Origin of the sequence: Burkholderia anthina, assembly GCF_001547525.1 — a bacterium.
Lineage (GTDB): Bacteria > Pseudomonadota > Gammaproteobacteria > Burkholderiales > Burkholderiaceae > Burkholderia > Burkholderia semiarida.
In genome coordinates, this window is sequence record NZ_CM003768.1 from 1,887,596 (window position 1) to 1,912,768 (window position 25,173).

Below are 25,173 nucleotides of genomic sequence, written 5' to 3' on the forward strand. Positions count from 1 at the left end.
GCTCCTTACGCCTTCGCGCTCGCGAGCATCCGGTAGAACACGAAGCCGAGCCCCGCGCCGATGAACCACGAGAAATTCGCGACGCCCTCCCAGCCCGGCACCATCACGCAGGCGACCGCGATCACCGCGGCCGGCAGCAGCGCGGCGAGCGCGCGGCGATTCACGCCGCCCGTATACCAGTAGGCGCCGCTTTCCGACATCGTGTACAGGTCGTCGCGCACGAGGCGGCCGCGCTTGACGAGATAGAAGTCGGCGATCAGCACGCCGTACAGCGGGCCGATGAACGCGCCAAGCACGTCGAGCGTGTAGTGGATCACGGCCGGGTTGTTGAACAGGTTCCACGGCGTGATGAAGATCGACGCGACGGCGGCGAGCATCCCGCCCGCGCGCCAGCTGATCAGGCGCGGCGCGACGTTCGAGAAATCGAACGCGGGCGACACGAAGTTCGCGACGATGTTGATGCCGATCGTCGCGATCGTGAACGTCAGCGCGCCCAGGATCACCGCGGTCGGATGGTCGATGCGGCCGACCGTCTCGACCGGGTCCGTGATGAGCTGGCCGAACACCGGCAGCGTCGCGGCGGTGGTGATCACCGTGACGAGCGAGAACGCGAGGAAGTTGACCGGCAGCCCCCAGAAATTGCCGCGCTTCACGTCGCCGAACGAGCGGCAGTAGCGCGAGAAATCGCCGAAGTTCAGCATCGGCCCGGAGAAGTACGACACGACGAGCGACACGGCAGTGATCATCACCGGAATCACTTCCGCGCCGTGATACTTGACGCCGCCGAGGTTGATGCCGATGTTGCGCCAGCCCGCGCGCCACACCATGTAGCCGGCGAGGATGAACATCACGACGTAGACGGCCGGGCCCGCGAAATCGATGAACTTCTTGATCGTCTCCATCCCGTTCCAGAACACGAACGCCTGGAGCACCCACAGCAGCATGAAGCCGGCCCAGCCGACCGCCGACAGCCCGAGAAAGCCGTAGCGATGGACGTCCGCGTACGGCAGCCATTGCGGGAAGAATTTGAGCACGACGATCACGAGCGCGCTCGACGCCAGATACGTCTGGATCCCGTACCACGCGATCGCGATCAACCCGCGGATCACGGCCGGCACGTTCGCGCCGAGCACACCGAACGTCGCGCGGCACGCGACCGGATACGGCACGCCGATCTGCTGGCTCGGCCGCGCGATCAGGTTGCACAGCGCGTTCACGAGGCCGATGCCGACGATCAGCGCGATCAGCACCTGCCAGCTCGTCAGCCCGAGCGCGAACAGGCTGCCCGCGAACACGTAACCGCCGACGCTGTGCACGTCCGACATCCAGAACGCGAAGATGTTGTACGCACCCCATGTCTGATTTCTAAGGGGTGCCAAATCTTCGTTGTACAGACGTTCGCTGTAACCATCCGGCAGTGCCGGACCACCGCTCTCGCCGCCTTCTTCCGCCGGATAGGCGCTGTCGTGCGCCACACTGAACTGAGCCATGACTTCTCCTTGACGCGGCCGCAAGGCCGCTCCACCGTCATCGATATCGCCCCGGATCGTCGCCCGGAGTCGGACCAGCGGCTCGCGGCAAACGCCGCGGGCCTGCATTTCGCTCGTTCTGTGGCGCGCGGCCGCGTTCGCGTCGCCGCTCAGGCGCCGCCGAACACTTCGCGCAAATCGACCTGCCCTTGCGCGGGCCGGTCCAGCATCTTCAGTTCGACATGCTGCAGGTGGCGCGCCATCAGCGTCACCGCCTGCTTCGGATCGCCCGCCTCCAGCGCGGCGAGGATCTCGTCGTGGTCGTCGCACGAGCACGGGCTGCGCCCGTGCGATTCGTACAGCGCCGACATCAGCGTCGAGCGTGCGACGAGCCCTTCGAGGCACTCGCTGAGCGTCGCATTGCCCATCAGCGCGGCAAGCGCCGTATGGAATTCGCCCGACAGCCGGATCCACGCCGCGAAGTCGTGCCGCTCGAACGCCTTGCGTTCCTTGTCGATCAGCGCGGCGACGCCCTTCAGCCGCCTGGCGCCGGGGCCGGTCGCGAGCCGCTCGACCACGGCCAGCTCGATGATCCGGCGCATCTCGAACACTTCGTGCACGTCCTGCAGCGTCGGGCTCGCGACGAACGCGCCGCGGTTCGGCTCCAGGTCGACCAGCTTGTCGGTCGCGAGCTGCGCGAGCGCCTGGCGGATCGTTCCGCGCTTCACGCCGAACACGTCGCAGAGCTGCGCCTCCGTCAGCTTCGCGCCGGGCGCGAGCCGATGCTCGAGGATCGCGGTGCGGATCCGCTCGGCGATCGCTTCAGGGCTGGCCGCACCGGACGGAGGGGAATCAGGCTCGTTCATGATCGGCATCGTGTGATGGTCCTCATCCTAGGGTGGACATAAAGATTGTCAACAATTCTTTTGAAGGATTTCGCACAATCGGCGTGCGCCGGCGTGCCTTCATTCGGTGCAACGCGCACGAAATATCAAGCCTCACAGGCAAGACGGAGGCCCTTCTCGTCGTATACCCTTCCACCGATTTTGTTGACAAAAATGGTGCAAAACCGGGCGAAACTCAGGTCGGCGTCAACGAAAAATATCGACCGTTAGTTGCGTATTTGCATAAAGAAAAAGGCGGGAAACCGCCTTTCGAATCGATCGCGCCGGCATCGCCGGCGTCAGCCGAGATGCGGGTAGTCCGACAGCGTGAGCCGGAACCCGTGCGCATTCGCGACCAGTTGCGCCTGTGCGCCGAACGGCAGCGTCAACAGGTCGGGCACATGGCCGAACTGGAGCCCCGTGACGACCGGAATCCCGACCACCGCCCGTACCTGGTCGATCATCGCCTGCATGTCGTAGCCGTTGTCGTACTCGAACGGCCGCGCGCCGGTGAACTGGCCGAGCACGAGCGCCTGCTGGCGCGCGAGCAGTCCCGACAGGTGCAACTGATAGATCATCCGCTCAATCCGGAACGGCTGCTCGTTGACGTCTTCGATGAACAGGATGCCGCCCTCGATGTCGGGCATGTATGGCGTGCCGACCAGCGACGTGAGGATCGCGAGGTTGCCGCCCCACAGCGTGCCCGTCACGTTCACCGCCTGCACCTGCGGGGCGTCGGCCACGATCGTCGTGCTCGGCTGCGTCAGCGTCTGCCAGAAATGCTGCATCGTGAAGTCGCTCGGCGTTTCCGCGCCGAAATCGGCCGACAGCATCGGGCCGCCGAACGTCTTGATGCGCGCCTTCGCGTACAGCGCCAACTGGATCGCCGTGAAGTCGCTGTGACCGACGAGCGCGACCGGCTGGTCGCGCAGCCGGCGTTCGAGCCCGCGATAGTCGAGCCCATGCAGGATGCGCGCGGCGCCGTAGCCGCCGCGCACCGCGAGCCCGATGTCCGGCAACGGCCGTGCGAGATCGGCGAGGCGGTTCAGGTCGCCTGCCCGCTCGCCGTCGGTGCCGCCGAAACGCTGGAAGCGGCGCTGCGTCGCCTCGATGTTCTCGATGCGCTGCTGCGCGGTGCTCAGGCGTTCGAGCGCGCGGTTGATCGCGTCGGGGTCGTGCGGATAGCCGGACGGCGCCAGCAGGCGGATGGTGTAGGACGCGGCGGGCTGGAAGGACATGGCGGAAGGTGTCGGAGGTCGTCAAACCTGCTTAGAGGGTCCGAACCGTGGGCGGTTCACGAAACCATGCGCGCCCACAACGACCGGCGCGGCGGCGACGCGCCTATGACGCGCCGGATTCGGCGTCGCGGGCAAGCCGTGCTTCGCGCAGCGCGCGTCGGCGCTCGGCGAAGAACGACTTCAGCGCGGCGCCGCATTCGTCGGCGAGCACGCCGCCCGTCACTTCGGTGTGGTGGTTCAGTTGCGGATTCGCGAATGCGTCGATCACGCTGCCGCACGCGCCCGTCTTCGGGTCGGCCGCGCCATAGACGACCCGCGCGATGCGGGCATGCATGATCGCGCCCGCACACATCAGGCACGGCTCGAGCGTCACATACAGCTCGCAGCCGGGCATCCGGTAATTCCGCAGGTGCTGCGCGGCCATGCGCAGCGCGGCCATTTCGGCATGCGCGGACGGGTCGTGCCCGCCGATCGGATGGTTGAAGCCGCGCGCGATCACTTCGTCGCCGCGCACGAGCACCGCGCCGACCGGCACTTCGCCGGCCGCGCGCGCCTCTTCGGCGGCGGCCTGCGCAAGACGCATGAAATGCAGATCGCGCGCCGAGATGGGCGCGGCTTCCTGAACGGGAGAATCGGCGGCGGGTTCAGCGCCCGAGGCGGCTGCCGCAAGGCCGGCAGGGGCTGCGTCGGGCAGCGCGCCGGACGTCACATCGGCCCCGCTTCGGCGGGCGCTTCGTCGAGCCCGCGCTCGCACAGGCGTTCCGCGATACGCCGGCAGTAGTCGCGCGGCATCACCATCGGGCCGCCGCGCAGCGATTCGAGCGCCATGTCGAGCGCGAGGATCTTCGCTTGCAGCCGGCAGCGCGCGGCGCGGTCGCTGACCGCCTGCACCTCGTCGTGCAGGTTGCGCAGCGCGCGCAGTTGTTCGACGGCCGGCGGCACGAAGCCCGCATTCTTCAGGATACGGTTGGCCACCCGCACCTCCTCGGGCACGAGCAGGTCGTCATCCAGCGCCTGCGGCGCGCCGGTACCCGGCAAATCGTCGAACTCGCCCCGCGCGGCGGCGGCGGCAATACGTTGTTCGACCAGAGCGTCAAGCAATCTCATCAGTCAATCGGAACAATGCGGCAGGCCGAATTCTATCAGGGTGACGCCGGTATGACAGGCCCTTCGAATACATGCTCGATATTGTGCTTTTAGGGGCCGAATCGCAGCGCATGCGCGCCGATCGCAGCCACTTGCCGCGCTGCTGCGCCGCAGCAGGCCTAGCGTCGTTCGGCCGCGTCCGAACGGGCGCGATGTCCGAGCCATTTTTTATCCGCGCCAGGGAGGTGGCCACAGCCCGCCCGGCGAAAACGCGAGGCGCCCCACTCCCAGCCCGATTACGCAGCCACCGTTTCCTGTCGCGCTTTCGCGAACGGGCGGAACAGCGTCGCGATCAGGAACGCGCCGATCCCGATCGCGAACGAGCCGAGGTACAGCCAGCCGTAGCTGCCGAGCGCATCGACGATCAGCCCGCCAGCCACCGGGCCCGCGGCCATCCCGAGGCTGCCGGCCATCGCGCAGCCGCCGATCACCGTGCCCATCATGCGCAGCGGGAAATTCTCGCGCGCGAGCACCGAATACAGCGGCATCACGCCCGCATAGATGAAGCCGAACAGCGTCGCGACCGCGTAGAAGCCGTCGAGCGTGCGCACGAAGTAGTAGCCGAGCGCGCCGAACGCCTGCGCGAGCAGTCCGGCGACCAGCATGCGCTTGGCGCCGAGGCGGTCGCCAAGTATCCCGAACGCGATCCGGCCGCCCATGCCGGCCAGCCCTTCGACGCTGTAGATCGACACGGCGACGATCAGCGGAATCCCGCAGGTCACCGCATAGCTGACCGTATGGAAGATCGGGCCCGAATGCGTCGCGCAACAGAAGAAGTTGGTCAGCACCAGCACCATGAACTGCGGCGAGCGCAGCGCATCCGCGACCGACATCGTCGGGGCCGGCGCGCCGGCAGGCGCCGACTCGGCCGCCGCCTGCGCGGGCGCGGGCGCGTACTCGAGCGCGGGCGCCCGGCGCACCAGCAGCGACACCGGAATCATCACGACGGCCGCCAGCACGGCGATCAGCAGCATCGACGTGCGCCAGTCGCGCACCGACACGAGCCACGCGGCCAGCGGCGCCATCGTCATCGGCGCCATTCCCATGCCGGCCGACACGAGCGACACCGCGAGGCTGCGGTGCGTGTCGAACCAGCCGGTCACGCACGCCATCATCGGTGCGAATATCGCGGCCGTCGCGCTGCCGACGGCCAGCCCGAAGGTGAGCTGGAACACCAGCAGCGACGGCGCGCGGCTCGCGAGCGCCAGGCTGGCCGACAACAGCACGGCCCCCGCGATGACGACGGGCCGCGTGCCGACGCGATCCGACAGGCTGCCCCACGCCATGCTCGCAAACGCCATCGCGATGAAGCCGAGCGTCATCGCCGCGGAAATGCCGGTCATCGACCAGCCCGTATCGTGCGCGATGGACCGCAGGAACACCGGCAACGAAAACATCGCGCCGATCGCGACGCACCCCATCAGGCCGCCCGCGGCGACAATGACCCAGCGGTATCGGGAATCCGGCATGTGGCGTGTCATGGGGCCTCTCCTCGTTCGTTGCGCCATTCGCGGAAAACCGGGGGGCCGGCCGCATCGCGCGGCGCACTGCCCGGTCTACATCGATACGACGGGCGACGCATCCGGAAATCGACATGCGGCGCGCATCGGGCCACGTTTTTTATTGTGGGCGATCCCGCTCGGCTCGCAAGGGTCGGTTCACCCGCTCGCGCCGCCGCCCCCTTTTTCCGCCACGGGAAATCGAAATCAGAAATGCTTGGTTGGGGCGCGCCCTTGCGCTGGCTACACTCGCCTCATCTTGTCATAACAAGTTGACCGATGCCCCCACCCAACGTCGTGCCGCTGTCAGCGGCCCCGCTCTACGTGCAGATCAAGGACACGCTGCGCGCGCGCATTCTCGACGGCACTTATGCGCCGCACAGCCGGATGCCGTCCGAGCACGAACTGTGCGCGATGTTCGACGTGAGTCGCATCACGGTGCGCCAGGCGCTCGGCGACCTACAGAAGGAAGGCCTGCTGTTCAAGCTGCACGGCAAGGGCACGTTCGTGTCGAAGCCGAAGGCCTTCCAGAACGTGACGTCGCTGCAAGGGTTCGCCGAGGCGATGTCGTCGATGGGCTACGAGATCGTCAACCAGTTGCGCAGCCTGCGCACCGTGAAGGCCGATCGCCATCTCGCGACGAAGCTGAACGTGCCGGAAGGCGCGCCGCTCGTCGAGATCCATCGCGTGCGGCTGCTGAACCGCGAACCCGTGTCGCTCGAACAGACCTGGGTGCCGGAGGCGCTCGGCAAGCGGCTCGCGGGCGCCGATCTCGCGACCCGCGACATCTTCCTGATCCTGGAGAACGACTGCGGCATCCCGCTCGGCCACGCCGACGTGTCGATCGACGCGATCCTCGCCGACGACGACATCGTCGACGCGCTGCACGTCGAGGAAAGCAGCCCCGTGCTGCGCATCGAGCGCCTCACGCACGACGCGTCGGAGGCGCCGATCGACTACGAACACCTGTACTTCCGCGGCGACGCCTTCCAGTACCGGTTGCGCGTCGACCGGCAGAAGGCGCGCAAACCTGCAAGGAACCCACGATGAACACCCATGTGCACGAATACGACATCGTCGTGGTCGGCGGCGGCACGGCCGGGCCGATGGCGGCCATCAAGGCGAAGGAGCGCGATCCGTCGCTGCGCGTGCTGCTGCTCGAGAAGGCCAACGTCAAACGCAGCGGCGCGATCTCGATGGGGATGGACGGCCTGAACAACGCGGTGATTCCCGGCCATGCGACGCCCGAGCAGTACACGCGCGAGATCACGATCGCCAACGACGGGATCGTCGATCAAGCGGCCGTGTACGCGTACGCGGCGCACAGCTTCACGACGATCGAGCAGCTCGACCGCTGGGGCGTGAAGTTCGAGAAGGACGGCACCGGCGACTACGCGGTGAAGAAGGTCCATCACATGGGCTCGTATGTGTTGCCGATGCCGGAGGGCCACGACATCAAGAAGGTGCTGTACCGGCAACTGAAGCGCGCACGCATCGCGATCACGAACCGGATCGTCGCGACGCGCGTGCTGACCGACGCGCAGGGCCACGCGAGCGGCGTGCTCGGCTTCGACTGCCGCACCGCCGAGTTCCACGTGATCCGCGCGAAGGCCGTGATCCTCTGCTGCGGCGCGGCCGGCCGCCTGGGCCTGCCGGCATCGGGCTACCTGATGGGCACGTACGAGAACCCGACCAACGCGGGCGACGGTTACGCGATGGCCTATCACGCGGGCGCGGCGCTCGCGAATCTCGAATGCTTCCAGATCAATCCGCTGATCAAGGACTACAACGGCCCGGCGTGCGCGTACGTGACGGGGCCCCTGGGCGGCTTCACCGCGAACGGCAAGGGCGAACGCTTCATCGAATGCGACTACTGGAGCGGCCAGATGATGTGGGAGTTCTACCAGGAGCTGCAAAGCGGCAACGGTCCCGTGTTCCTGAAGCTCGACCATCTCGCGGAAGAAACGATCCGGACCATCGAGCAGATCCTGCATACGAACGAACGGCCGAGCCGCGGCCGCTTCCATGCGGGGCGCGGCACCGACTACCGCCGCCAGATGGTCGAGATGCACATCTCCGAAATCGGCTTCTGCAGCGGCCACAGCGCATCCGGCGTGTACGTGAATGCACGCGCGGAGACGACCGTGCCGGGGCTTTACGCAGCGGGCGACATGGCGGCCGTCCCGCACAACTACATGCTCGGGGCGTTTACGTACGGCTGGTTCGCCGGGCAGAACGCGGCCGATTACGTGGCCGGCCGCGAACATGCGCCGGTGGACGACGAACAGGTCGACGCCGAGCGCACCCGCGTGCTCGCGCCGCTGCTGCGCGAACGCGGCCTCGCGCCGGCGCAGGTCGAGTACAAGCTGCGCCGCATGGTGAACGACTACCTGCAACCGCCGAAGGTGACGCGCAAGATGGAAATCGGGCTGCAACGCTTTGACGCCATTACCGAGGATATCGAAGAGATCAAAGCGAACCATCCGCACGAGTTGATGCGCGCCGCCGAAGTGCGCGCGATCCGCGACTGCGCGGAAATGGCCGCACGTGCATCGCTGTTCCGCACCGAAAGCCGCTGGGGGCTGTACCACCATCGCGTCGATTTTCCGCATCGCAACGATGCCGAATGGTTCTGCCACACCTGGCTGCGCAAGGATGCCGCAGGCGCGATGCGTAGCGAGAAGCGGCCGGTCGAGCCGTACGTCGTGCCGCTTGCCGACGACGAACGCGGCGCCTACGCGCAATTGCGCATCCGCGAACCGGCCGCGCTCGCGGCCGCCCTTTGAGGAACCTTGCCATGCCGCATACCCCGCACGACATCTTCCAGCGCAGCAGCGCGCCCGTGACGATCGACGAGTCGCTGTGCATCGCCGACAAGGGCTGCACCGTGTGCGTCGACGTATGCCCGCTCGACCTGCTCGCGATCGACGTCACCAAGGGCAAGGCCTACATGCAGTTCGACGAATGCTGGTACTGCATGCCGTGCGAACGCGATTGCCCGACCGGCGCGGTCAAGGTCGATATCCCTTACCTGCTGCGCTGACACGGCGCGCGGCCCCGCACCGGCGACGGCACGACCAAGCCGGCTTTCGTCGACATCGAGCGCCGCTGTCTCGCGCTATTGCGCGACGCGGCGTCAGCGCGCATGCCGGCCCATTCACCGCACCGACTTTTTCCATGACCGCTTCTTCCTCCGCTTTTCCGCTTCCGGGCGTGCCGGCCGGCGATCACGCCGATCATGCCGCGCTCGTCGCGCGCCTCGCCGCAGCCGATGCATCGGTGCGCCGCATCGCGCTGCTCGAACTCGCCGATCTCGAAGCGCCCGAACTCGTGCCGTCTTTCGTCGCGGCGCTGCGCGACGATGCGTCGGCCGACGTGCGCCGCGAGGCTGCGCGCGTGCTCGACGCGTGGGAGCAGCCCGATGTCGTCGACGCGCTGTGCCACGCGCTGCTCGATCCGGACGACGGCGTGCGCGCGACCGCCGCGCATAGCCTGTCCGAACTCAAGAACCCGGCATCGGGCGCCGTGCTGTGCCGCTGGGCCGACCGGCCCGAGCCGTTCGTGCGCGCCGCCGTGCTGCGCGGCTTGCGCGAGTTGCGCGCCCCCGATGCGTTCGCGCCGGCGCTGCGCGCGCTCGATGCCAGCAATGCGGACGTCCGCGCCGAGGCGGTCGTCGTGCTCGGCTGGCTCAAGGACGGCCGCGCGCTGCCGCCGCTCGCGCGCGTCGCGACCACTGACGCCGATGTGGACGTGCGGCGCGCCGCGGTCGGCGCAATCGGGTTCGCGGCGGCGGGCGACACCGCCGTCGTCACCGCATTGCTCGCGGCACTGCGCGACGCCGCATGGCAGGTACGCGAGGAAGCCGCTGCCACGCTCGGCAAGCTGCGCGCCGCCGTTGCGCGCGACCCGCTCGTCGCCGCGCTCGACGACGATTACTGGCAAGTGCGCGTGCGCGCCGTCCGCGCGCTCGGCCAATTGCGCGATGCAGCCGCGGCATCGGCCGTCGTCGCGCTGCTCTCGCATGCGATCAGCAATCTGCGCAAGGAAGCCGCACTCGCGCTCGGCGAATTGCGCGACCGGGAGACACTGCCGGCGCTGCACGGCGCACTCGACGATCGCGACCCCGAAGTACGCAAGGCCGCGCGGATCGCGATCGGACAGATCGACGAGGCGTCGCGATGATCGCGCCGACCGAAATCGCACTCGATCACCCCGCGCATGCACTGACGTTGCACTGGCCCGACGGCGTCACGCAACGCATCGGCTATGCGCGCTTGCGCGGCGATTGCCCGTGTGCGCAATGCCGGAGAATCCGCTTCGATGGCGGCCATATCGACGCGCGGGCCAGCCTGACGTTGGACGGCGTGGAAGCGCTCGGCTACGGCGTGCGCTTCCTGTTCGGCGACGGCCATGCACGCGGCATCTATCCGTGGCCGTACCTCGCGGAGATCGCGTCGCGGCGATGACGCGGCTGCCGCGTCGCGCGGGCCGGATGGCAGGCATGCGCAAACGCTGCGATACTGACGCCCACGATCGCATCACCCACCGTGGGAGCAGCATCATGCAAACCGCAGTCGGATTCGTCGGCCTCGGCGTGATGGGCACGCCGATGGCGCTCAATCTCGCGCGGGCCGGCACGCCGCTCGTCGTGTGGAGTCGTTCTCACGGCAGCGACGATGCACTGCGCGACGCCGGCGCACGGGTGGCCGACGGCATCGACGACGTATTCGCGTCCTGCCGCACCGTGATCCTGATGCTCGCGAACGACGCGGCCATCGATGCCGCTCTCGCCCGCGGCACACGTGCTTTTGCCGCGCGGGTCGGTGGACACACGATCGTCAACATGGGCACGAATGCGCCCGAGTATTCTCGCGCGCTCGCCGACGACATCGCCGCCGCGTCGGGCCGCTACGTCGAGGCGCCGGTATCGGGCTCGCGCAAGCCGGCCGAAGCCGGTCAGCTCGTCGTGATGCTGGCCGGCGCGCCGGACGATGTCGATGCCATCCGCACGCTCGTGAAGCCGCTGTGCCGCGACAGCTTCGTGTGCGGCGACGTGCCGGCGGCGCTGACGATGAAGCTCGCCGTCAACCTGTTCCTGATCACGATGGTCACCGGTCTCGCCGAAGCCACGCACTTCGCGCAACGTCACGGCATCGACCTCGCGCGCTTCGCCGACGTGCTGAATGCCGGCCCGATGGCGAGCGACGTGTCGCGCGTGAAGCTCGGCAAGTTCGTCACGGAAGATTTCTCGGTGCAGGCCGCGATCAGCGACGTGCTGAAGAACGCGCGCCTCGTCGCCGAGTCCGCGCGCGGCATCGGCATCGCGTCGCCGCTGCTCGACATCTGCCATGCGCTTTACGCGGAAACCGAGCAGGCCGGCCATGGCGCGGCCGACATGGTCGCCGTGATCCGCGCGATCGAACGGCGTACCGGGGACGCGCGATGAGCGGTGTCCCCGCACCCGCATTTGTTCGAACCAACGGGTAGGCCCGACCATGTCCGCTACCGGCACGTCCGCTACCGGCACGTCCGCAACCGGCACGTCCGCAACCGGCAACGCTGCACCGTTGCGCCCCGTTCCCGCCGTGATCGGCATCGTGCTGCGCGAGCGCGACGTGCTGCTCGTGCGCCGCGCGAACCCGCCCGATGCCGGCTGCTGGGGGTTCCCCGGCGGCAAGATCGAGCCGGGCGAGCCGCTTGCCGAGGCGGTCGTGCGCGAGATCGCGGAAGAAACGACGATCGACGTGGAGGCGCTCGACGCCTTTACCGCGCTGGACGCATTCGATTACGATGCGCGCGGCGCCGTGCGCCAGCATTTCGTCATGGTCGCGGTGCTGTGCAGATGGCTGCGCGGCACGCCGGCCGCCGGCGACGATGCGCTCGACGCGCGCTGGTTCGGCATCGACGAACTCGACCGCGACGATTTGCCGATGAGCGGGGGCGTACGGGACGTCGCGCGACGGGCGATGGAGCGGGCGGCGGTGCTGGACAACATGCGGCCGCCATCCGCCTAACACTTCCGCGGTCGCTTGCGCATCATCGCGACGCGTTCGCTCCGTCACCGAGGCGGCCCCAGCCGAGCGCCAAGTCATCCCACATCAAACCATGATCAGAATTCGACAATCCACCGAGGCCGACGGCACACGCGTACTGGACGTCTGGCGCCAAGCCGTCGATGCCACGCATCATTTCCTGAGCGACGATGATCGTCGCGCGATCGAATCCGAAGTCGTCGCGTTTCTGCCGGGCGCACCGCTCGATCTGGCCGTCGACGAAACCGATCGCCCGATCGGCTTCATGCTGCTCGACGGCAGCCACATGGCAGCGCTGTTCGTCGATCCCGCCCACCATCGCGCGGGGATCGGGCGGCTGCTCGTCGAAGACGCGATCAAGCGCCATCCCGACCTGTCGACCGACGTCAACGAACAGAACGAAGCGGCGGCACGATTCTATGAACGGCTCGGATTCGAGCGCTGCGGGCGATCGGAGCTGGATGGACAAGGGCGGCCTTATCCGCTGATTCACCTTCGTTATCGCGGGTGCGGTCGAGACTGAAAATCATCCCGACGGGCTGAGATTTTCATTATCGTCAATCGGCAGCCTGCCCACTCGCCGCTCGACGAACCCGCCGTTCGCGCGCCCGAAGATGCTACCCTCTCGGCCACACTCGACATCTTCTAATGAAGCACCCGAATTCAACATGCAAACCGTCGCGGTACTGGACTTCGAAACAACCGGGCTGTCGCCGAATCTGGGCGACCGTGCAACCGAAATTGCCGTCATCCTGCTGCGCGACGGGCAGGTCGTCGACCGTTTCCAGAGTTTGATGAATGCAGGCCGACGCATCCCGTCCGACGTCGTCGCGCTCACGGGCATCACGAACGACATGATCGCGGCGGCGCCCCCGGCTTCCGAAGTCATGAAGGAAGCGGCGGCGTTCGTCGGCCAGCATGCGGTCGTGGCCCACAACGCCGGTTTCGACAAGCGCTTCTGGCAGTCGGAACTCGGGATGCTCGGCATGTCGGCCGACCATGCGTTTGCGTGCACGATGCTGGTGGCGCGACGGATCTACCCGGACGCGCGGAGTCACCGCCTGTCGAGCCTGGCCGAGATGCTGCGGCTGCCGCAATCGGGCCGTGCGCACCGCGCGATGGTCGATGCGGAGATGGCCGGCCATCTGTGGTGCCGGTTGCAGCAGGATATTTCGCGGACTTATGGGCTGGATCGCATCGATCATGCGCTGATGTCGCGGGTTCAGGCGACGACCAAGGCGAAAGTTCCGATGTATCTGCGGTCGCTCGGGCGGGCGCATGTGTGACAACTTCACGGCAACGCGATCCATATCAAGCAGTTTCGGTACCGCTTGCCCACTGGGTCAAAAAGGCTGCGACCTTTTCTTCGATATGACTTTCAACAGTCTGCAACCGGAGCAAGGGGATTCCGCTTTTCCTCAGAATGCTGTCTTTCAGCTCATCCCGTTCGATTTGTTGCGCCGTGCCGTGCGATCCGCCGTCCACTTCGATCACACCCAACGGCGTCTTCCCCACCTTGAAATACAGCACGAAATCACAACTCGCACGATTTTTCATGAAATCCCGCTCCCGTGACGTCAGGGTGCCGTTCGTCATGGACACCAACTGAATCAAGGCAATCTGCGAGTGGAATGTCATCGCCCGATAAGCGTCGCCGGACAATACTTCACGCAGTATCTGCGCGACGATCTGTTCGGACTTGTATTGGGAGTCGGCGGGACGCAACCTGGCGTTCAGCCGTTCGAGTGACGCGTCATACTCCTTGTATAGCAGGTCGAAAGCAGACACAACCGGAGCGCGATGGATCTGCTTCTCGGGGGCGTAGTATTCGATATGGCGAATCAGTGCCGCAATATGTCCATTGGTTGCAGCAAAAACGTCATCTCCCGTCACCAACGTGAATTTGTGCCTCGCTCTCGATACAGCCACATTGACCAAGTGCGGATCATCGACGAAACCCAAGCTTTGTTGACTCCGGTACTTCTTGTCCAGCACCGTGGAAAAGACAATCTCATCGCACTCCCTGCCTTGAAACTTGTGTACCGTGTCTTTGACGAAATCGGCCGGCAAATGCTCGCGAGACAGCGCCACCTGCGCGTTGTACGGGGCGATAAACCCTCTGCGCCGCTCCTGGTCCCAGTCGCTCACACCATCCCATTTGAGCGTCTCAAGCAGAGAATCCAGTTCGCGTCGATTCGCATTGCTGCGCGTGTGATTTCCCTTCGCCGTGACGAGCAGTTCCAATGAGCTTTCGCCTCCGTCGCGCGTCATCGGTACAAGCTGATTGTCATAGAACTGCTGATTGCAGAACTGGATGATTCTGGGGTGACAACGGTAATGCTCCCTCAGGAGCGTCATCGGTATCGAATCCTTGAACACGCCGACGCACGAATCGAGCAGACTGTATTTGTCGCAATCGTAGAACTCGCCAGGTGAAGCGATACCAAGCTTCTGGGGGATATGGGGGAGCTGTTTCCTGTCGCCAACGATGATCAGGTTTTTGGCGCAGCCCAGCGCCAGTATCCCGGGAACGATGTCTTGTTGCGACGCCTCGTCGATGATCACATAGTCGAGAATCGCGCCATGGACCGAGTTGACAATAGAATGCGTGCCGCTACCGATAACCGGGAAGCGCCGCACAAACGCATCGAAGTTCCTGCCGTAATTCTCTGCATCGAACGATTCGTGCCGCGAGATATGCTGGTGAAGATGGTACTTAAGATGAGCCATCGATCCTGCGACCAGCTCATCCAGCAATGCGTCGAAGTTTCCCAGCACCAGCGCTTCGCGATGGGCAGTCAATGCAGATCGCTTCTCCTGCAGCGTCCTTTCGTAGTAGTGCTTCTGCAGCGCATAGATCACCGATTTGCGCTTTTCCCAGTCCTCAAATGGCTTCGCTCGAAAGATTCCAAAATTGAGTAGCAGCTCGAGTCGGTCCTTGAGCCGAATACGATTCTCCGCAAGATAGGTCAGATAGGCCATCAGGTCCGACGATTTTCGCGGAGACAGTTTGTACTTGCCGAGAGAAACCGGCGTCGCCACCGAATTCTCGCGCTGCCACTCGACTAGGTAGTTCAGCTCTACGGTGAGCTCATCGACCTCGGCCTGCAGGCGAGCCACGGTGTTCTGAACATAGAGATGTTGCTTCAGCTTCTGCAGAACCGCTTGAATCTGATCCATCGCAGGAGGTGGCGCAGGCGGCTCCGACGGCAAGACGGGAACATCGACAAAGAAATCCTCGCGATTTGCCGCACGGCCCAGCTTGGCAACCACGTAGTCCAGCCCGACCCTGTTCAATTTTTCATAGATGTTTTCAACAGCAGCATTGTTATTGGACAGGACAGCGACTGTGTTCCCCCGCAATAGAATATTGGCAAGGATGTTCAAGATCGTTTGCGTCTTTCCCGTTCCGGGCGGCCCCTCTATCAGGCTGATTTGCGAGGCGAAAGCTTGCTCTACCGCCTTAAGCTGACTCTCGTTGACACCAAACGGGTAAATAAAGCCCTCTCCTTGCGTCCGCAACTGATGCCGTGCCGTGCAATACGCGTGCAACGCCGTGTCTTCATGCGGAGCCACCTTCTCCAACTGGCGCAGCACGTTGTCGGCGATAGGTTTGTCCTGCAGGCTCGCTTGTTCGGCTCGGGCCTTTGCCACGGCAACGAAATAGCGAAATACCGGTTCATTCTTGATTTTTGTCGTACGGGTGAGCTCGATTTCGTGAGCGTTCATGACGTAAATCTTTCGACTGCCCGGATAGTGGACGGCAGCGTATTTTCCGCCATAGATCACCACCTTGTCGACGACGCTGAATTTCACCCCTCCTTTCTTTGACAGGAGCCTGTCTTGGACTATTTCAGTCGGCTCGATTCTGCAATTGCCGAGCGGACTACGAAAAGATTTTCCGGACGGGAAGTGGCAAGTCAACATCAACTCCTCCCTGTCGGAAGCCCACCATATCGTCCAGTCTTTGATCTGCCTGGTTCTTTCTTCGTCGTTTATCCAGATGGAAACCATATGATCCTTATGCGAATTTATTCAAAGCATAAAAATTCAGATTTCCCATTCTAAACGACACTCGACTACGACGATCCAGCAAGGAGCGAAACGGGCGTCAATGCAGTTTGATCGTAATGGTCGAATGCACTGTTATTGATAAGTCGTCGTTCGAGAACAGCGGGATACGTAAGCGGCCAGATGCGTACTGCGTCCAAAAGCAGGCCGAGTTGCCCACCCCACAACGGAATCGCGGTCTTTCGTCTGCCGTTCCGGGCAGGTCGCCACCCATCGCAGAATTGCAGATCGTAAACGATCGCCTTTCAGATCGTCCCGATGTTGCCCGTCAACGGCCAACGCCCGATCACGTCGTAATGCGTCTTGCCGAGCCAGCTGTGGATCAGCATGAACTCGTTCACGGTCCAGGTGATCGGCTCCAGGTCGCACCGACCGAATTTTCCGTCGCCGTAAAGCAACGTGAGATGCGGCATGAAACGCGTACCCGAAATACGCAGACGGGCTCCTCTGAGAGCGTCTAAAAGACTGCGCTGAAACATGATCAACGCGTCCAGCCCCTCGCTCCCCGTCAGCACGAAAGGTCGATGGCCGGGTCGCCCGTTGAAGCGCAGCATCTGATCAAACGTCACGCCGAACGGTGGCACATCGATAGTTGCCGCGGCGAAACATGCCCGCTCGACAACCATCTCCGGCACATACACGAAGTCGCCCAAACTGTACAGCGTGACATGCAGACGCTTAGCGTCGAGCGGGCGACCGCTGATCCGCACGGCTGGGCCCAGACGCTCGCGCTGCTTTGTCATGCGCATAGCGGTGTCCGGGTCGGGCATCACGGCAAAGAAAAAGCGATGCTCCGGCATCAATCGAGTTGCCTCGAATCCGGGTAGCGTCAGTTGCTGCACCGCAGCGTTGTCGATTTGCATGGTGGACCCTCCAGTATCGTCAACCGAATCCGACCGCCAACAACACAAACAACAACGCCCGACAGGTATCCCGCCGGGCGTCCGCATCATCCGATGCCGCTATCAGTCATCGAGGCACGCCTCGGCGCTAAAGCTCACTCCCACTCAATCGTCGCCGGCGGCTTCCCCGAGATGTCATACACCACGCGGTTGATCCCGCGCACTTCATTGATGATCCGGTTCGACGCGCGGCCGAGCAGCGCATACGGCAGATGCGCCCAATGCGCGGTCATGAAGTCGGTCGTCTGCACCGCCCGCAACGACGTCACATAGTCATACGTCCGCCCATCGCCCATCACGCCGACCGACTTCACCGGCAGGAACACCGCGAACGCCTGGCTCGTCAGGTCGTACCAGCTCTTGCCGACGTCGGCGTCGCCGCACAGGCCGGCCGCCGCATCCTGCGCGGTCGCGACCGTGCCGCGCAGTTCCTCGATGAAGATCGCGTCCGCACGGCGCAGCAGATCCGCGTACTCGCGCTTCACTTCGCCGAGAATCCGCACGCCGAGGCCCGGGCCCGGGAACGGATGGCGGTACACCATCTCCGGCGGCAGGCCGAGCGCGACGCCCAGCTCGCGCACTTCGTCCTTGAACAGGTCGCGCAGCGGTTCGAGCAGCTTCAGGCCGAGCGTTTCCGGCAGGCCGCCGACGTTGTGGTGGCTCTTGATCGTCGTCGCCTTCTTCGTCTTCGTGCCGCCCGATTCGACCACGTCCGGGTAGATCGTGCCCTGCGCGAGCCACTTCGCCTTCGACAGCTTCTTCGCCTCGGCCTGGAACACCTCGACGAACTCGCGGCCGATGATCTTGCGCTTCGCTTCCGGATCGGTCACGCCGGCCAGATGGCCGAGGAACTGGTCGGACGCGTCGACGTGCACGACCTTCGCATGCAGGCGGCCCTCGAACATGTCGAGCACCATCTTGCCTTCGTTCAGGCGCAGCAGGCCGTGGTCGACGAACACGCACGTCAGTTGATCGCCGATCGCACGATGGATCAGCGCGGCCGCGACGCTCGAATCGACGCCGCCCGACAGGCCGAGAATCACTTCCTCGTCACCGACCTGCTCGCGAATCTTCGCGACGGCTTCCTCGATGTGGTTCTTCATGATCCAGTCGGGCTTCGCGCCGGCGATCTGCAGCACGAAGCGTTCGATGATCTGCCGGCCCTTCACCGTGTGCGTGACTTCCGGATGGAACTGCACCGCGTAGTAGCCGCGCGCCTCGTCGGCCATGCCGGCGATCGGGCAGCTCGGCGTCGACGCCATCAGCGCGAAGCCCGGCGGCAGCTCGGCCACCTTGTCGCCGTGGCTCATCCAGACCTTCAGCATCCCGTGGCCTTCGGCCGTCGTGAAATCCTCGATGCCGTCGAGCAGACGCGTATGGCCGTGCGCACGCATTTCCGCGTAGCCGAATTCGCGATGGTCGCTCCACTCGACCTTGCCGCCGAGCTGCACGGCCATCGTCTGCATCCCGTAGCAGATGCCGAGCACCGGCACGCCGAGATCCCACACGGCCTGCGGCGCACGCAGCTGGTGGTCTTCATACGTGCTCGCGTGGCTGCCCGACAGGATCACCGCCTTCGGCGCGAACTCGCGGACGAAGTCGTCGGACACGTCGTTCGGGTGAATTTCGCAGTAGACGTGCGCTTCGCGCACGCGGCGCGCGATCAGTTGGGTGACTTGCGAACCGAAGTCGAGAATCAGGATTTTGTCGTGCATGGCTGCGGACGGGATGAAGAGAATAAGAAAAGCAGCGCATCGAGCGCTGCGTCAAAAGCATGGACAGCGGCGTCGGGCGGCAGGCGGCTCGCGCGACGCATCGCCGGTCAATCCTGCGACGGCGGGCGCGCGTCGAACGCGACGCTGCCTGACGCACGGTCGGATGCGGCCGACGGGGTAGCCGCGGCCGGCGCCGCAGGCGCCACCGGACGGCTGACGACCGGCTCGACTCGCGGCTGCGCCACGGAGGCCGGCGCCGGTTCGACCGGACGCTTCGCATCGCGGCCCTCGAGCGCCTGCGCCCTGTCGGCCCTTTCGCGCCGGCGCACGGCCGATGCGAGCCGCACGCCGCCGAGGCCGAGCACGATCAGCGCGACGCCGGCCACGGCCGACAGCACCCGGCCGGCGGCCGCGAGCGCCGGCCCGCTGCCGGTGCCGATCGACCACACGACCGTCAGCACGCCGGTCAGCCAGTACACGTGGCCGACCGGGCGCGCGACGGGCGCCGTGAGATCGCCGTTGAACGCCGCATGAAACGCGAGCCACGCGAGCCCGAGCAGCGCGATGCCGAACGCCTGGCCGAGCATCGCGGGCTGGATGTTCGCCAGTTGCAGCGCATTGAACAGCGCCTGCCAGGGCGTCAGCACGAACAGCGCGCCGAACGCCAGCAGCAGTACGGCATCGACGATCAGCACGGCTCGCAGCAGCGGTTTCATCGGCGATCAGTCCACGTGGTAGTTCGGTGCTTCCTTCGTGATCTGCACGTCGTGCACGTGCGACTCGCGCATGCCCGCCGCGGTGATCTGGACGAATTCCGCCTTCTCGTGCAGCTCGTCGATCGTGCGGCAGCCGCAGTAGCCCATGCTCGCGCGCACGCCGCCGACCAGCTGGAACAGGATCGCGTTGACCGAACCCTTGTACGCGACGCGGCCTTCGATGCCTTCCGGCACGAGCTTGTCGATGTTCGCCGAGTTGTCCTGGAAGTAGCGGTCAGCCGCGCCGTCCTTCATCGCACCGACCGAACCCATGCCGCGGTACGACTTGTACTGGCGGCCCTGGTACAGGAACACGTCGCCCGGCGCCTCTTCGGTGCCCGCGAACATGCTGCCCATCATCACCGCGTTCGCGCCGGCCGCGAGCGCCTTCGACACGTCGCCCGAGAAGCGCACGCCGCCGTCGGCGATGCACGGCACGCCGGTGCCCTTCAGCGCCTCCGCGACGTTCGCGATCGCACTGATCTGCGGCACGCCGACACCCGCGACGATCCGCGTCGTGCAGATCGAGCCCGGGCCGATACCGACCTTGACCGCGTCCGCGCCGTATTCGACGAGCGCCTTCGCGGCGGCGGCCGTCGCGATGTTGCCGCCGATCACCTCGACGTGCGGAAAGTTCTGCTTGACCCAGCGCACGCGCTCGAGCACGCCCTTGCTGTGGCCGTGCGCGGTATCGACGACGATCACGTCGACGCCGGCCTGCACCAGCAGTTCGACACGCTCTTCGTTGTCCGGGCCGACGCCGACCGCCGCGCCTGCGCGCAGCTTGCCGTGTTCGTCCTTGCACGCGTCCGGGTGCTCGGTCTGCTTCGTGATGTCCTTGACGGTCATCAGGCCGCGCAGCTCGAACGCGTCGTTGACGACCAGCACGCGCTCGAGGCGGTGGCTGTGCATCAGCGCCTTCGCTTCGGCGAGCGGCGTGCCTTCCTTGACCGTGACGAGGCGCTCGCGCGGCGTCATGATCGACTTGACCGGCTCGTCGAGGCGCGTTTCGAAACGCAGGTCGCGGTTCGTGACGATGCCGACGAGCTGCGGGCCCTCGACGACCGGGAAGCCCGAGATGCCATGCTGGCGCGACAGCGCGATCACGTCGCGCACCTTCATTTGCGGCGGCACCGTGATCGGGTCGCGGACGACGCCCGACTCGAAACGCTTGACCTTCGCGACTTCGCGGGCCTGCTCGGCCGGCGTGAGGTTCTTGTGGACGATACCGACGCCCCCCTGCTGCGCCATCGCGATCGCGAGGCGACCTTCGGTGACCGTGTCCATCGCGGCGGACACGAGCGGCATGTTCAGGGAGATGTTGCGGGTCAGCTTGGTCTTGAGGCTGGTGTCGCGCGGGAGAACGTCGGAGAAGGCGGGAACGAGGAGCACGTCATCGAAAGTGAGTGCTTTTTGGATCAGACGCATGGCAAATCCTATGGGCGCAAAAGCGAATTATACGCGAAGCGCCGTGATTTTTCACAACACGAACAACGGCTTAGCCGGTTTCGGCGGTTCGGGGGCCGAATCGTTCGGATCGCCGTTCGGTTCGTTTTCGATCGACTTTCGTTTCACCGCTGCGTCGAGCCATTCGCGCAGCCGGCGGCCGGACGGCACGTGCGCGTGTCGCGGCGAGGCGACACGGGCGCGACGGCGGCGGCCGCGCACGGCCCGGCGACCCGCGCGCCGAAGCGGCTTGCCTGCCCGACCTCACGCCAGACCGGCCGCACGGGCGGTCATCGCGATGCCGCCCGCCACCGTCCCGCAACCGACGATCCACGCGACGCGCCAGCCGGCAGGCGCAACGCGTTCGGCGGCGATCGCGACCGTCACGGCGGCCATCACGCGCAGGTCCATCATGCCGGCCGCCAGCGCGACCGCCATCAGATTCCCGCAACACGCGCCGCATCGGACCGCGGCGTGCACGCCGTACCGCCATGCCGTGACGGCCGCTGCCCGTGGCCGATGCACGTCGTGCGCCGTCGGGTGCCGGCAGCACGCGAGCCGCCGCGCCTTCCATTCGGTGAATTGCAACGTGCCCGCGGCCAGCACGACGGCGCCGGCCACGAACGGCATCGCCCCGGCGAGCGCCGGCAGACGGGCAGCGGCCGCCGTCAGCGCAGCGCCGGCCGGCAACACGAGCGCCCCGAGCACCATCCAGACCGAGAAATATCCCGCCCCCGCGACGACGACGAGCCAGGCCGACCGCGCCGCCGCCCGTGGGCCGATGCGCCGCCGGTAATGCCAGAGCTGCGGCGCGAGCACCGGCAGCATCATCGTCACCGTCATCGCGCCCCACATTCCGGCGAAGGCCGCGAATGCGCGGCCGGCGCCCTGGCCGCACGGCCGCAGCCATACGGCCGAAGCCATCCAGCCGCCGGGCATCGGTTCGCCGCCCATCGCACCCATCGACGCGTGCTGCGCCAGCGTCGCCATCGCGGCGAGCGCGAACACGGCGGTGGCCGCCACGCCGAATGCCCGCGGATCGGGGGCCGCCTCTCCGGTTGCCGTTCGCGTCATCGCGCGCTCCCGCCCGTGGCCGGCCCGCTCAGCCACGCGCGTATTCGTCGTGACGGCGCCACCACGGGCCGGCCTCGTTGCGTCCGCGCGGCGCGCGATCGAGCCACTGATACATCCCCCACAATCCGTCGAGGCCGCGCGCATAGGTCGAATACGTGTGATAGACGGCGCCGTCCTCGCGCACGAACGCGCTCATCCCCGGCCGATCGAGCGCATACGTGACCGGATCGGTGCCGCACGTGGCCGCGAACTGCACGACGGGCGCCGGCGGCGGATCCATGTCCATCGCGTGTCCAGCCTTCGCATAGTTGTATTCGACGTCGCCCGCGCGCTGCTGCGCTTCGGTGAACGACACGTTGAAATCGAAGTTGAAATCGCTGCCGACCGACGACGCCCAAGGGAACGTCCACCCCATCCGCTGCCGGTACGCGAGCAGTTTCGCGAGCGGCGCGCGCGACACGGCCGCGAGCGTCACGTCGTGATGCGCCAGATGCACGGCAAAGCCGTCGAAGCCGTCGGCGAGCGCGGAGCACGACGGGCAGCCCGCCTTGTAGTCGGGGCCGAACATGAAGTGATAGACGAGCAGTTGCGAACGGCCGCCAAACAGGTCGTCGAGCGTCGCCTGCCCTGCTTCGGTGTCGAACCGGTAGGTCTTGTCGACGCGCACCCACGGCAGCGCCTGGCGCTGCCGCGCGAGTTCGTCGCTGTGCCGCGTCAGCGCCTTTTCCGCGTCGAGCAGCGCGCGGCGCGCGGCCAGCCATTCGTCGCGGGTGCCGGTGAGATGGGTCGTCATGGTGGGGTCCTCCTTCCGATGGGTATCCGGGCACGGCGTACGGGCCGTGTGCGTGGTGCTAGATTAGTGGCGGGCATCGGACCGAAGGGAGTGACAAGTGTGTCGGGATTCGAATGGATTCGCTGATCACGGCGGCCGCGCACGCGCTCGCGGCCGGTGACGCGCTCGGCGCGCTGAACCGCGTCGCGCTGCGCGACGATGCGCCGGCGCTCGCGCTGCGCGGGATCGCGCTGGCGCAGCTTGGCGATTTCGAGCGTGCACGGTCGCTCGTGCGCGGCGCCGCACGCGCATTCGGCGCGAAGGAAGCGGTCGCACGGGCGCGCTGCGTCGTCGCGGAAGCGGAAATCGCGCTCGCGTCGCGCGACCTGCGCTGGCCAACGCGCGCGCTCGACGCGGCCTGCGCGACGCTCGACGCGCATGGCGACCGCGCGAACGCCGCGCATGGCCGCTATCTCGGCGTCCGCCGCTTGCTGCTGATCGGCCATCTCGACGAGGCCGAGCGGCTGCTCGCGCATCTCGACCCCGCGCCGCTGCCGCCCGCGTCGCGCGCCGCCCATGAATTGATCGCGGCCGGCATCGCGATGCGCCGCATCCGCACGCACGCGGCCCGCGCGGCGCTCGACCGCGCACGGACAGCCGCCCGCGCCGCCGGCATCGCCGCGCTGGCGGCCGAGGTCGACACCGCGGCGCGCGTGCTCGACGCACCGGCCGCGCGGCTCATCGCGCGCGGCACGTCGCGGCTCGTGCCGCTCGACGAAGTCGAGACGCTGTTCGAGTCGAATGCGCTCGTCGTCGACGCGTGCCGCCACACGGTGCGCGATGCGCGCACGACCGTGTCGCTCGCGCGACGCCCGGTGCTGTTCGTGCTCGCCCGTGCACTTGGCGAGGCCTGGCCGGCCGACGTGTCGAGAAATGCGCTCGTCGCCGCCGCGTTCCGCGCGAAACAGGCCGACGAATCGCACCGCGCGCGGCTGCGTGTCGAGATCGGCCGGCTGCGCGCGGTGCTGCGCCCGCTCGCGAACGTCGTCGCGACGCCGCGCGGCTTCGCGCTCGAACCGCTCGGCGTGCGCGAAACCGTCGTCCTCGCGCGGCCGGTCGACGATCGCCATGCGGCCGTGCTCGCGCTCCTCGCCGACGGCGAAGCGTGGTCGAGCTCCGCGCTGGCGCTCGCGCTCGGCGCGAGCCAGCGCACCGTGCAGCGCGCGCTCGATGCGCTCGCGCAAACCGGCAAGGTGCAGACACTCGGCCGCGGACGCGCGCGCCGCTGGCTCACGCCGCCGCTGCCCGGATTCGCGACGACCTTGTTACTCCCGCTTGCGCTGCCGGGCGATTAGGATGGCCTCATCGAACGACGAGGTGACGAACATGAAGCGCTCCACCGCAGACATCCTTCACGAGTACGGCCCGTTTCCGGGCGTCGACGGCGTGCACGGCGTCACGTTCGACGGGCGGCACGTGTGGTACGCGTCCGGCGACAAGCTGAATGCGCTCGACCCCGAGCGCGGCACGATCGTCCACTCGCTCGACGTCGCCGCGCACGCGGGCACGGCGTTCGACGGCCGCCACCTGTTCCAGATCGTCGAGGACCGCATCGAGAAGATCGACCCCGAATCGGGCCGCGTGCTCGCGACGATTCCGGCGCCCGGCGGCGGCGCCGATTCGGGGCTCGCGTGGGCGGAAGGCACGCTGTGGGTCGGCCAGTACCGCGAACGCAAGATTCATCAGGTGGATCCGCAATCGGGCGCCGTGCTGCGCACGATCGAGTCGAACCGCTTCGTCACCGGCGTGACGTGGGTCGACGGCGAGCTGTGGCACGGCACGTGGGAAGCCGACCGCAGCGACCTGCGGCGCATCGATCCGCGCACGGGCGAAGTGCTCGAGCAGGTCGACATGCCGCCCGGCGTCGGCGTGTCTGGCCTCGAATCCGATGGCCGCGACCGCTTCTACTGCGGCGGCGGCAACAGCGGCAAGCTGCGCGCCGTGCGCCGCCCGGCGCGCGCGGAGCCTGCCGGCGACGGCGCGCGGCCAACCCCCGATTCGGCGGACGAATGATTCGCCGCCCGCCGAAGCCGCGTGACGGCCGCACCCGGCCGCGAGTGCAGGAATGAACAAGACGCCGCCGCGCCGGCATCGCTAAGATGCGCGCACC

General features: G+C 66.5%; 24 protein-coding genes. 11 read left to right on the top strand and 13 right to left on the bottom strand.

Going from position 1 to position 25,173, the window contains the following annotated elements:
• Positions 1-5 precede the first annotated feature (5 nt).
• From WS64_RS08680 to WS64_RS08705, 6 genes are all read right to left on the bottom strand, one after another.
• A complete protein-coding gene (locus WS64_RS08680; RefSeq protein WP_060966256.1) occupies positions 6-1,490 on the bottom strand; it encodes an NCS1 family nucleobase:cation symporter-1 in 1,485 nt (494 codons plus the stop codon).
• 149 nt (positions 1,491-1,639) lie between these two features.
• Positions 1,640-2,344, bottom strand: coding sequence for a GntR family transcriptional regulator (locus WS64_RS08685; protein ID WP_060316692.1), 705 nt, complete (start codon positions 2,342-2,344; stop codon positions 1,640-1,642).
• 308 nt (positions 2,345-2,652) lie between these two features.
• Positions 2,653-3,591: a muramoyltetrapeptide carboxypeptidase gene (gene ldcA / locus WS64_RS08690; RefSeq protein WP_060966257.1), complete on the bottom strand. Its 939-nt coding sequence runs from the start codon at positions 3,589-3,591 to the stop codon at positions 2,653-2,655.
• Positions 3,592-3,694: 103 nt separating this feature from the next.
• Entirely contained in the window at positions 3,695-4,285 is a 591-nt protein-coding gene (gene tadA, locus WS64_RS08695) for a tRNA adenosine(34) deaminase TadA (RefSeq protein ID WP_264162829.1), read from the bottom strand.
• Positions 4,286-4,296: 11 nt separating this feature from the next.
• A complete protein-coding gene (locus tag WS64_RS08700) occupies positions 4,297-4,698 on the bottom strand; it encodes a DnaJ family domain-containing protein (RefSeq protein WP_012328731.1) in 402 nt (133 codons plus the stop codon).
• Positions 4,699-4,973: 275 nt separating this feature from the next.
• Positions 4,974-6,206, bottom strand: coding sequence for an MFS transporter (locus WS64_RS08705; protein ID WP_059645773.1), 1,233 nt, complete (start codon positions 6,204-6,206; stop codon positions 4,974-4,976).
• A gap of 309 nt (positions 6,207-6,515) precedes the next feature.
• Here WS64_RS08705 and WS64_RS08710 point away from each other — a divergent pair, with 309 nt between their 5' ends.
• From WS64_RS08710 to WS64_RS08750, 9 genes are all read left to right on the top strand, one after another.
• Positions 6,516-7,286, top strand: a complete 771-nt coding sequence (locus WS64_RS08710) for a GntR family transcriptional regulator (RefSeq protein ID WP_060966258.1) — start codon at positions 6,516-6,518, stop codon at positions 7,284-7,286.
• Positions 7,283-9,022: a fumarate reductase/succinate dehydrogenase flavoprotein subunit gene (locus tag WS64_RS08715; RefSeq protein WP_060966259.1), complete on the top strand. Its 1,740-nt coding sequence runs from the start codon at positions 7,283-7,285 to the stop codon at positions 9,020-9,022. Before WS64_RS08710 ends, WS64_RS08715 begins: the two co-directional genes overlap by 4 nt.
• 11 nt (positions 9,023-9,033) lie before the next feature.
• The gene (locus WS64_RS08720; RefSeq protein ID WP_006490846.1) at positions 9,034-9,279 is read left to right on the top strand and encodes a 4Fe-4S dicluster domain-containing protein; all 246 of its coding nucleotides are present in this window, start codon (positions 9,034-9,036) and stop codon (positions 9,277-9,279) included.
• Positions 9,280-9,413: 134 nt separating this feature from the next.
• On the top strand, positions 9,414-10,418 hold the full coding sequence (locus WS64_RS08725; protein WP_060966260.1) for a HEAT repeat domain-containing protein: 1,005 nt from the start codon (positions 9,414-9,416) through the stop codon (positions 10,416-10,418).
• The gene (locus tag WS64_RS08730; protein ID WP_059645447.1) at positions 10,415-10,702 is read left to right on the top strand and encodes a gamma-butyrobetaine hydroxylase-like domain-containing protein; all 288 of its coding nucleotides are present in this window, start codon (positions 10,415-10,417) and stop codon (positions 10,700-10,702) included. Before WS64_RS08725 ends, WS64_RS08730 begins: the two co-directional genes overlap by 4 nt.
• A gap of 35 nt (positions 10,703-10,737) precedes the next feature.
• A complete protein-coding gene (locus tag WS64_RS08735; protein WP_347876616.1) occupies positions 10,738-11,682 on the top strand; it encodes an NAD(P)-dependent oxidoreductase in 945 nt (314 codons plus the stop codon).
• Between the two features lie 121 nt (positions 11,683-11,803).
• Complete coding sequence (locus WS64_RS08740; protein ID WP_060966925.1) at positions 11,804-12,250, top strand: NUDIX hydrolase; 447 nt, start codon at positions 11,804-11,806, stop codon at positions 12,248-12,250.
• Between the two features lie 91 nt (positions 12,251-12,341).
• A complete protein-coding gene (locus WS64_RS08745; protein ID WP_060966262.1) occupies positions 12,342-12,791 on the top strand; it encodes an acetyltransferase in 450 nt (149 codons plus the stop codon).
• Between the two features lie 145 nt (positions 12,792-12,936).
• Complete coding sequence (locus WS64_RS08750) at positions 12,937-13,554, top strand: 3'-5' exonuclease (RefSeq protein ID WP_059645438.1); 618 nt, start codon at positions 12,937-12,939, stop codon at positions 13,552-13,554.
• A gap of 25 nt (positions 13,555-13,579) precedes the next feature.
• Here the strand turns inward: WS64_RS08750 and WS64_RS08755 are convergent, their stop codons facing one another.
• From WS64_RS08755 to WS64_RS08785, 7 genes are all read right to left on the bottom strand, one after another.
• Positions 13,580-16,282 (bottom strand): AAA domain-containing protein, encoded by a 2,703-nt coding sequence (locus tag WS64_RS08755; RefSeq protein ID WP_060966263.1) that lies wholly within the window; start codon positions 16,280-16,282, stop codon positions 13,580-13,582.
• A gap of 302 nt (positions 16,283-16,584) precedes the next feature.
• Positions 16,585-17,202: a 2'-5' RNA ligase family protein gene (locus WS64_RS08760; RefSeq protein WP_244166545.1), complete on the bottom strand. Its 618-nt coding sequence runs from the start codon at positions 17,200-17,202 to the stop codon at positions 16,585-16,587.
• Between the two features lie 134 nt (positions 17,203-17,336).
• Positions 17,337-18,956: a glutamine-hydrolyzing GMP synthase gene (guaA, locus tag WS64_RS08765; RefSeq protein ID WP_059573715.1), complete on the bottom strand. Its 1,620-nt coding sequence runs from the start codon at positions 18,954-18,956 to the stop codon at positions 17,337-17,339.
• Positions 18,957-19,063: 107 nt separating this feature from the next.
• Positions 19,064-19,672 carry a hypothetical protein gene (locus tag WS64_RS08770; RefSeq protein ID WP_060966264.1) on the bottom strand — a complete coding sequence of 203 codons (609 nt, stop codon included), beginning with the start codon at positions 19,670-19,672 and terminating at the stop codon, positions 19,064-19,066.
• 6 nt (positions 19,673-19,678) lie between these two features.
• Positions 19,679-21,139: an IMP dehydrogenase gene (gene guaB, locus WS64_RS08775; RefSeq protein ID WP_034207642.1), complete on the bottom strand. Its 1,461-nt coding sequence runs from the start codon at positions 21,137-21,139 to the stop codon at positions 19,679-19,681.
• Between the two features lie 282 nt (positions 21,140-21,421).
• Complete coding sequence (locus WS64_RS08780; RefSeq protein ID WP_060966265.1) at positions 21,422-22,231, bottom strand: DUF2182 domain-containing protein; 810 nt, start codon at positions 22,229-22,231, stop codon at positions 21,422-21,424.
• A 28-nt stretch (positions 22,232-22,259) separates the two neighbouring features.
• Entirely contained in the window at positions 22,260-23,024 is a 765-nt protein-coding gene (locus WS64_RS08785; protein WP_059573712.1) for a DUF899 domain-containing protein, read from the bottom strand.
• Positions 23,025-23,137: 113 nt separating this feature from the next.
• Here WS64_RS08785 and WS64_RS08790 point away from each other — a divergent pair, with 113 nt between their 5' ends.
• Together WS64_RS08790 and WS64_RS08795 are read left to right on the top strand one after the other, a co-directional pair.
• The gene (locus tag WS64_RS08790) at positions 23,138-24,358 is read left to right on the top strand and encodes a hypothetical protein (protein ID WP_060966266.1); all 1,221 of its coding nucleotides are present in this window, start codon (positions 23,138-23,140) and stop codon (positions 24,356-24,358) included.
• A 31-nt stretch (positions 24,359-24,389) separates the two neighbouring features.
• A complete protein-coding gene (locus WS64_RS08795) occupies positions 24,390-25,076 on the top strand; it encodes a Vgb family protein (protein ID WP_060966927.1) in 687 nt (228 codons plus the stop codon).
• The last annotated feature ends 97 nt before the right edge of the window (positions 25,077-25,173 follow it).

Bases quoted from the DNA above. Each gene is read 5' to 3' on its own strand.
- WS64_RS08705 (WP_059645773.1), bottom strand. From the start codon at position 6,206: ATGCCGGATTCCCGATACCGCTGGGTCATTGTCGCCGCGGGCGGCCTG.
- guaA (WP_059573715.1), bottom strand. From the start codon at position 18,956: ATGCACGACAAAATCCTGATTCTCGACTTCGGTTCGCAAGTCACCCAA.
- WS64_RS08795 (WP_060966927.1), top strand. From the start codon at position 24,390: ATGAAGCGCTCCACCGCAGACATCCTTCACGAGTACGGCCCGTTTCCG.
- WS64_RS08750 (WP_059645438.1), top strand. From the start codon at position 12,937: ATGCAAACCGTCGCGGTACTGGACTTCGAAACAACCGGGCTGTCGCCG.
- WS64_RS08745 (WP_060966262.1), top strand. From the start codon at position 12,342: ATGATCAGAATTCGACAATCCACCGAGGCCGACGGCACACGCGTACTG.
- WS64_RS08725 (WP_060966260.1), top strand. From the start codon at position 9,414: ATGACCGCTTCTTCCTCCGCTTTTCCGCTTCCGGGCGTGCCGGCCGGC.
- WS64_RS08700 (WP_012328731.1), bottom strand. From the start codon at position 4,698: ATGAGATTGCTTGACGCTCTGGTCGAACAACGTATTGCCGCCGCCGCC.
- WS64_RS08715 (WP_060966259.1), top strand. From the start codon at position 7,283: ATGAACACCCATGTGCACGAATACGACATCGTCGTGGTCGGCGGCGGC.
- WS64_RS08760 (WP_244166545.1), bottom strand. From the start codon at position 17,202: ATGCAAATCGACAACGCTGCGGTGCAGCAACTGACGCTACCCGGATTC.
- WS64_RS08790 (WP_060966266.1), top strand. From the start codon at position 23,138: ATGGATTCGCTGATCACGGCGGCCGCGCACGCGCTCGCGGCCGGTGAC.
- WS64_RS08730 (WP_059645447.1), top strand. From the start codon at position 10,415: ATGATCGCGCCGACCGAAATCGCACTCGATCACCCCGCGCATGCACTG.
- WS64_RS08710 (WP_060966258.1), top strand. From the start codon at position 6,516: ATGCCCCCACCCAACGTCGTGCCGCTGTCAGCGGCCCCGCTCTACGTG.
- WS64_RS08755 (WP_060966263.1), bottom strand. From the start codon at position 16,282: ATGGTTTCCATCTGGATAAACGACGAAGAAAGAACCAGGCAGATCAAA.
- WS64_RS08735 (WP_347876616.1), top strand. From the start codon at position 10,738: ATGCGCAAACGCTGCGATACTGACGCCCACGATCGCATCACCCACCGT.
- WS64_RS08785 (WP_059573712.1), bottom strand. From the start codon at position 23,024: ATGACGACCCATCTCACCGGCACCCGCGACGAATGGCTGGCCGCGCGC.
- ldcA (WP_060966257.1), bottom strand. From the start codon at position 3,591: ATGTCCTTCCAGCCCGCCGCGTCCTACACCATCCGCCTGCTGGCGCCG.
- WS64_RS08720 (WP_006490846.1), top strand. From the start codon at position 9,034: ATGCCGCATACCCCGCACGACATCTTCCAGCGCAGCAGCGCGCCCGTG.
- guaB (WP_034207642.1), bottom strand. From the start codon at position 21,139: ATGCGTCTGATCCAAAAAGCACTCACTTTCGATGACGTGCTCCTCGTT.
- WS64_RS08685 (WP_060316692.1), bottom strand. From the start codon at position 2,344: ATGCCGATCATGAACGAGCCTGATTCCCCTCCGTCCGGTGCGGCCAGC.
- WS64_RS08770 (WP_060966264.1), bottom strand. From the start codon at position 19,672: ATGAAACCGCTGCTGCGAGCCGTGCTGATCGTCGATGCCGTACTGCTG.
- WS64_RS08680 (WP_060966256.1), bottom strand. From the start codon at position 1,490: ATGGCTCAGTTCAGTGTGGCGCACGACAGCGCCTATCCGGCGGAAGAA.
- WS64_RS08780 (WP_060966265.1), bottom strand. From the start codon at position 22,231: ATGACGCGAACGGCAACCGGAGAGGCGGCCCCCGATCCGCGGGCATTC.